The 6,882-nt window shown below is 72.2% G+C and carries 8 protein-coding genes; 6 read left to right on the forward strand and 2 right to left on the reverse strand.

Annotated features, from left to right (window positions below; all coding sequences use genetic code 11):
* The 4 genes from I5E_RS16985 to I5E_RS24775 all read left to right on the forward strand — a co-directional run.
* Positions 1-547: flagellar basal body rod C-terminal domain-containing protein (locus I5E_RS16985; protein ID WP_022908039.1), on the forward strand; the 547-nt coding region annotated here is incomplete at its 5' end.
* 2 nt (positions 548-549) lie between these two features.
* Positions 550-1,431 carry a flagellar hook-associated protein FlgL gene (flgL, locus tag I5E_RS16990; RefSeq protein WP_022908040.1) on the forward strand — a complete coding sequence of 294 codons (882 nt, stop codon included), beginning with the start codon at positions 550-552 and terminating at the stop codon, positions 1,429-1,431.
* Positions 1,428-1,808 carry a flagellar assembly protein FliW gene (gene fliW, locus I5E_RS16995; protein ID WP_022908041.1) on the forward strand — a complete coding sequence of 127 codons (381 nt, stop codon included), beginning with the start codon at positions 1,428-1,430 and terminating at the stop codon, positions 1,806-1,808. Before flgL ends, fliW begins: the two co-directional genes overlap by 4 nt.
* A gap of 256 nt (positions 1,809-2,064) precedes the next feature.
* Entirely contained in the window at positions 2,065-3,021 is a 957-nt protein-coding gene (locus I5E_RS24775) for a hypothetical protein (RefSeq protein ID WP_148287024.1), read from the forward strand.
* A gap of 28 nt (positions 3,022-3,049) precedes the next feature.
* On the opposite strand, the gene I5E_RS22940 is transcribed toward I5E_RS24775, so the two are convergent.
* Positions 3,050-3,658: a hypothetical protein gene (locus tag I5E_RS22940; RefSeq protein ID WP_022908044.1), complete on the reverse strand. Its 609-nt coding sequence runs from the start codon at positions 3,656-3,658 to the stop codon at positions 3,050-3,052.
* A 39-nt stretch (positions 3,659-3,697) separates the two neighbouring features.
* Here I5E_RS22940 and I5E_RS17015 point away from each other — a divergent pair, with 39 nt between their 5' ends.
* Entirely contained in the window at positions 3,698-4,600 is a 903-nt protein-coding gene (locus tag I5E_RS17015; RefSeq protein ID WP_187290537.1) for a hypothetical protein, read from the forward strand.
* A 177-nt stretch (positions 4,601-4,777) separates the two neighbouring features.
* On the opposite strand, the gene I5E_RS17020 is transcribed toward I5E_RS17015, so the two are convergent.
* Positions 4,778-5,746: a beta-ketoacyl-ACP synthase 3 gene (locus I5E_RS17020; RefSeq protein WP_031263032.1), complete on the reverse strand. Its 969-nt coding sequence runs from the start codon at positions 5,744-5,746 to the stop codon at positions 4,778-4,780.
* Positions 5,747-5,866: 120 nt separating this feature from the next.
* Here I5E_RS17020 and I5E_RS17025 point away from each other — a divergent pair, with 120 nt between their 5' ends.
* A complete protein-coding gene (locus I5E_RS17025; RefSeq protein ID WP_022908046.1) occupies positions 5,867-6,838 on the forward strand; it encodes an aldo/keto reductase in 972 nt (323 codons plus the stop codon).
* Positions 6,839-6,882 lie beyond the last annotated feature (44 nt).

Consider the following 6,882-nt stretch of genomic DNA (forward strand, 5'->3'; position numbering starts at 1 on the left):
CCGGCGACGCGAAGGCACCGGCGGCGCACTCGCCGAGGCCTCCGCCTCGTACGACCTGGTCGCGACGAAGCTCGCGACCGCCGTCAACGCCGTGCACGCCACCGGCACGACGCCCACCGGCACGACCGGTGCACCGTTCTTCTCGCTCACCGCCGGTGTCCCGGCGGCGCAGGGCCTCGCCGTCGTGCCGACCGACGCCAGCGGTCTGGCGACGCGGAACGCGGCGGGGGAACTCGACGACTCGTTCGCCGACGCCCTCTCGCGACTCGGCGCGGCGACCGACGGCGCGGACCGCTCCTGGGCGACCTTCGTGGCGGGCGTGGGCAGCGCCTCCCGGTCGGCCGCGTCGGAATCGACGCTGACGGGTCTGGCGCTCACGAACGCGCGCACCCAGCAGCAGTCGAGTGCCGGCGTGGACCTCGACGAGGAGAACGTCAACCTGCTGAGCTACCAGCACGCGTACCAGGGCGCCGCGCGGGTCCTGACCGCCGTCGACGAGATGCTCGACACCATCATCAACCGCACAGGAATCGTCGGGAGGGGCTGACCGTGATCACCCGTGTGACCACCCAGATGTCGATGGCCTCGGCCAGTGCCCGGCTGCAGGCCGGTGCCGCGAAGGTCGCCCAGCTCACCGAGCAGGCCACCACGCTGAAGAACATCCAGCGACCGTCGGACGACCCGGTCGGAACCGCGTCGTCCATGCAGGTCCGCAAGGAACAGGCCGCCGCGGCCCAGTACACGCGCAACGCGAACGACGCCGCCGGCTGGCTCGCCACGACCGACAGCGCCCTGTCCAGCGTCTACTCGGTGCTCAACAACGTGCGGGACCTCACCGTGCAGGCGGCGAACAGCGGCACGATGAGCGACACCGACCGCGACGCACTGGTGACGCAGTTCCAGTCGCTGAAGTCCGACCTCGAGGCGCGTGCCAACACGACCTACGGCACCCGCTCGGTGTTCGCCGGCTCGTCCACGGCGTCGACCGTGTACGACCCGGCGACCGGGTGGGCCTCCTCCGGGGCCGACGTCACGCGACGCATCGGCGACGGCAGCACCGTGCGGGTCGACACGTCCGGCACCGCGGTGTTCGGCTCCGGCTCCTCCTCCGTCTTCGCGATGATCGACTCGATCGTCGGCGACCTGCAGAACGGCGTGAACGTGAACCCCCGCATCAACGACGTCGACGCGGCGCTCGCCACCGTGCGCGGGGTGCAGGCGGACGTCGGCGTCCGGCACGCCGCGGCCCTCACCGCCCAGGACTCGCTGAAGAGCGCGACCGTGTCGCTCGAGAACCGGCGTGCCGGCATCGAGGACAAGGACCTCGCCAAGGCCGTCCTCGACCTGCAGGTGCAGCAGACCAACTACCAGGCAGCCCTCGCCGTCACCGCGAAGGTCCTGCAGCCGACCCTGATGGACTACCTCCGATGAGCATCGACCTGACCTTCGCCGTCCCGCCGTTCGGCCTCGCACCCGCTCCCGTCTTCACGCTGACGCCGGTGGACGGTGCCGAGGGGCTGTTCACGCTCGTCGGCGACGACGCCCGGCTGTTCGTGCTCGACGCCGCGGTGCACCTGCCGTCGTACGCGCCGGAGCTCACGGACGAGCAGGCGACCGGGCTCGGGCTGACCGCGCCCGAGGACGCGATGCTCCTCGTCGTCGCGAACCCCGGCGGTGGCGACGAGGACGGCGGCACCACGGTGAACCTGCTCGCGCCGATCGTCGTGAACGCCCGGACGTCGGTCGGGGCGCAGCTCATCCTCGAGGACCAGGACCTGCCGCTCCGCGCCGAGCTCGCCCGGCGCTGACGCGCTGCGCGCCGGGCCGCCGTCGGCCGCCCGACGCGAAACGACACGGTCGACGTCGTACGACATCGACCTCGTCGCTCTCCCGCGCACGCAACAGTTGCAGACGCCCACGTGCGACAACACCGGTGTCGTCCGACGTCAACGATGTCGCTCCTTGCACACGCGTTCTTTCCTCCACAGGCCAGGAGGCGCGGCCACCGTCCACAGATCGGCGCGCGGCACAGCATGGTCGCGTTCAGGACCGCATCGTTGGCGCATGCACGAACGAGTCCTCGCCATCCCCCTCATCCGCACCGCCGGGCACCCGAGCGCGGAACGTCGCGCGCTCCAACGGCAGGTCCACCGCGGCGAACTGACCGCTGTCCGCCCGGGCGTGCTCGTCCGACCCGGCGACGTCGCAGGTCTGCGTCCTGAAGAACGACACCTCCTGCTCGTCCGTGCGAGTGCAGGGACCATCCGCCCGCCGGTCGAGATCTCACACCGATCCGCTGCAGCCGTCCACGGGCTTCCGTTCGTCGGCGCGCCCCCGGACAAGATCGAGGTCACCGATCCACGACGATGTCGGAGCGAGGCCACTGCGCTCACGCGCGTCCACGGCGCCCCACGACGAGCGCAGACCGACGCACGGTGGCGGGATCTCCCGCCGACGTCGTCCGTGGACTTCGAAGGATCGGGCACGACCTCGATGGTCCGGACGCTCGTCGACGTCGCGGTCGCACGCCCGCTCGTCGAGAGCCTTCCGATGATCGATGCCGCGCTGCACGACCGGGTCGTGCTCCCGGAGATGCTGCGCGATGAAGCCGCCGGGCGCGGTGAGCGGGGCCAGGACAAGGCAGCGGTGGCGATCGGGATGGGATCCGCGCTGTCCGGGTCGCCCGCCGAGTCCGTCTGCCGGGTCCGCTTCCGACAGCTCGGCGTGCCCGACCCCGTGCAGCAGCACGCCTTCCGACGCCCGGGGGAACGCACCGCGGTCGTCGACTTCTGGTTCCCCGGGCACGGCGTGGTCGTCGAGGTGGACGGCCGGGGGAAGTACGAGGACCCGACGATGCTCGGTGGGCGGACCACGGCCGACGCCCACTGGCAGGAGAAGCAGCGCGAGGACTTCGTGCGGTCGTTCCCCGATGTCCGCGCCGTCGTCCGGCTGACCTGGGCGGACCTGATGGATCCCGAGCGGGTGCGGACCAAGCTACGGCGGGCGGGGATCCCGTGCTGATGAGTCGCGTGCGTCCAGGCCGCACGGGTCAGCGCCGGGGCGCGTCGGGATGGTGGCCCCGCTGGCGTTCGACCCCGGAGACCTCGGTCCGCCCGACGACCACGTCGCCCGCACCCAGACGGACACCGAGATCCTGCCGGAACCTTGGACAAGGGGCCGCGTCGGTCCCGGTCGGGGGGGCCCCGGTCGGCGCCGCCGCCAACACGACGTCACGGATCGAGACCGGGCCGATCACCTGCGCGCCCGCCCCGATCGTCGCCGGTCCCTCGACGAGACAGCCGCCGGACAACCGGGCTCCCGGCCCGATGACCACGTCGGCGGCGTCGGTCGCCACGACGGTGACCGAGCCGGGGCCGAGCTCCGCGGGACCGATCTCGACGTCCGCGCCGTGGGCGACCACGGTCACCGGGCCCGGTCCGAGGCGGGCGCCGGACCGCACGACCACGGTCCCGGTGCCACGACCCTCGAGGACCGTGCCGGGGTACAGGACCACGCCCGGTTCGATGCGGACGGACCGACCGATGAGCACCGACGAGGGGTCGAGGACGAGCACGTCGGGCGCGAGGGCCGCGACGTCGTCGGGCGTCAGGAAGCCGGCAGCCAGGCGCGCGTCGTCCAGTGGTCGTGCGGGGGTCATCCGACGAGCCTCCCATGCGTCCGGCGTACCGTCGTCTCCATGGCCCGAGAGCAGAAGGACCAGGCGATCGTGCCCTTGCCGGCATCGCCTGTGGCCTCCACCCCCAACGACCCGAACGCGCGCACCCCCGAGCAGCAGTCCCCCACGGGCTGGGTGAAGATGCTCGACCGGGTGCTCAGCGTGCAGCGCCCCGTCGTGGTGGCGCACGTTCGTGCCCTGCGCCGTCGGCACCCCCGGTCGTCGCCTGCCGAGATCATCCAGATCCTCGAACGGGAGTACCTCGCGGCGGTGACCACGGGCGGCGCCGCCGTCGGCGCGAGCGCGGTGATCCCCGGCGTCGGCATGGCGGCGGCACTCGGGCTGAGCGGCGTCGAGACGGTCGGCTTCCTCGAGACCACGGCGCTCTTCGCGCAGTCCGTGACCGAGGTGCACGGGATCGCCCTCGACGACCCCGAACGCGCACGCATGCTCGTGATGGCGATGATCCTCGGCGCACCCGGGACGCAGCTCATCAACCAGCTCGCCGGACAGATCGCCGGTGGACAGGTGCGGACGGCGTTCTGGGGCGAGATGGTGACGTCGTCACTCCCGAAGCAGGTCGTGAACGGCATCGGTGGGCAGGTCCGCGACCAGTTCATCAAGCGGTTCGCTGCACGGCAGGGCACCACGATCGTCGGGCGGGCGCTCCCGTTCGGCATCGGTGCGGCGGTCGGCGGCCTCGGCAACCACGCGCTCGGACGCAAGGTGATCCAGGCCTCGCGGACCGGGTTCGGTGTACCCCCCGCGCACTTCCCCATCGTCCTCGAGCCGAAGCCGACGAAGGAACCCAAGCAGGCGAAGGAACCCAAGCAGGCGAAGGCCCCGAAGGAGCGGCGGGCGATCGGCCGCCGGAAGGGCCGCGAGGACCTCTGGGCCGACACGCCGGACCGCACCGGCGACTGACCGCCGGACCGCACCGGCGACTGACCGCCGGACCGCACCGGCGACTGACCGCCGGACCGCACCGGCGACCAACCGCAGGGACCGATGACGGGAGGCGCGNTGCTCGCTGGCNCCGCGCCTCCCGTCCGTCACCGGTCCCGCAGCGACCGGTCCGCCCGCGTCGGCCGCATCCCCGCCTCAGCGCCCGCGCACCGGCGTCGTCACGACCTGCCCGGCGTGCGCGAACCCGCCGCCGAACCCGAACAGCAGCGCCGGCACCCCCTCGGGGAGGTCCCCCCGCGCCCACGCCTTCGACAGCCCAAGCGGCACGCTCGCCGCCGAGGTGTTGCCGGACTCGACGACGTCCCGGACGACGAACTTCGACTCCCCGCCGAGGGCGTGCACGAGCGGCTCGATGATCCGCAGGTTCGCCTGGTGGAACGCGAACACGCCGATGTCGTCCATCGTCAGGCCCGCGGCGGCCACCGCGGCCCGGGCGTGGTCGGCGGCCTCGGTGATCGCCCAGCGGTAGATCGAGCGACCCTCCTGGGTGAAGCGCTCGGGGTCGCCGGAGACCAGGACCGCCTCCTGCAGGTGCGGCACGCTCCCCCACGAGACCGGACCGATCTGCGCCTCGTCGGACACGCCGAGCACGGCCGCCCCGGCCCCGTCGCCGACGAGCACGCACGTCGAGCGGTCGGTCCAGTCGACGATGCCGGACAGCACCTCGGAGCCGACGACGACCGCGATGTCGGTCGACCCGACCCGGATCGCCTGGTCGGCCAGCGCGACGCCGTACTCGAAGCCGCTGCACGCGGTGTTGATGTCGATGGGCGCCACGGCCGGCGAGAGACCGAGTGCCGCGGCGACGCGTCCGGCCGTGTACGGCGCCCGGTCGCGGTGGGTGGTCGAGGCGACGATGACGAGTCCGACCCGTGCGGGGTCGACACCGGCGTCCGCGAGGGCGTTCCGCGCCGCCTCGATCGCCATGGACGTCACGGTGTCCGAGGGGCCCGCGATGTGCCGGGTCTCGATCCCGGTCCGGGTGCGGATCCACTCGTCGTTCGTGTCGACCATCGTCGAGAGCTCGTCGTTGGTCAGGATGCGCGATGGCTGGTGGTGGCCGAACCCGAGGATCCGGCTGCCACGGAGTGCTGGGGTGTTCACGATCGGCACGCTACTCCCCCGACCGACGGCCGCATGCCCGCCGCGGCATGCACGGGACCGCCGGGAGGCCGGTACTCCCAGGGCCTGCCACACCCGCCGTCGATCGCGTAGACCGGGGACATGGACTACACACACCTCGGCCGCACAGGGTTGTCGGTCTCACGAGCGGTGCTCGGGACCATGAACTTCGGCCCGGAGACCAGCGAGGACGACTCGCACGCCATCATGGACCGGGCCCACGAGCTCGGCGTCAACTTCTTCGACACCGCGAACGGCTACGGCGGCTCGGTGGGCAAGGGCGCCACCGAGGAGATCATCGGCCGCTGGTTCGCCAAGGGCGGCGGCCGTCGCGAGAAGACCGTCCTCGCGACGAAGGTCTACGGCGACATGATCGACTGGCCGAACGGCGGGAAGCTCAGCGCGTACAACATCCGCCAGGCCCTCGACGCGAGCCTGCAGCGCCTCCAGACGGACCACATCGACCTGTACCAGTTCCACCACGTCGACCGCGCGACGCCGTGGGACGAGATCTGGCAGGCGATCGACGTCGCCGTGCAGCAGGGCAAGGTGCTCTACGTCGGCTCGTCCAACTTCGCCGGGTGGCACATCGCCCAGGCGCAGGAGGCCGCCCAGCGCCGCAACACCCTCGGCCTCGTCAGCGAGCAGTCGATCTACAACCTCGTGGTGCGCGACATCGAGCGCGAGGTCCTGCCGGCGGCGCGCGAGTACGGCCTCGGCGTCATCCCGTGGTCGCCGCTGCAGGGCGGTCTGCTCGGCGGCGTGATCGAGAAGACCGAGAACGGCTCCCGCCGACTCTCCGGCCGCAGCGCCGAGTACGTCGAGGGCCACCGCGACCAGCTCACCGCATACGAGTCCTTCGCCAAGGAGCTCGGGCACACCCCGGGTGAACTCGCCCTCGCGTGGCTGCTGCACCAGCCCGGTGTCACCGCGCCGATCACCGGTCCCCGCACCATGGAGCAGTGGGAGTCCGCGGTCCGCGCCGTCGACATCCGCCTCGACCAGCGCGCCCTCGACCGGCTCGACGAGATCTTCCCGGGGCACAAGACCTCGCCGGAGGACTACGCCTGGTGACGCGCTGACGCCACCACGTCGCTGACGCGACCCATGACGGGAGG

It is taken from the genome of Curtobacterium sp. B18 (genome assembly GCF_000333375.1).
GTDB lineage: Bacteria > Actinomycetota > Actinomycetes > Actinomycetales > Microbacteriaceae > Curtobacterium.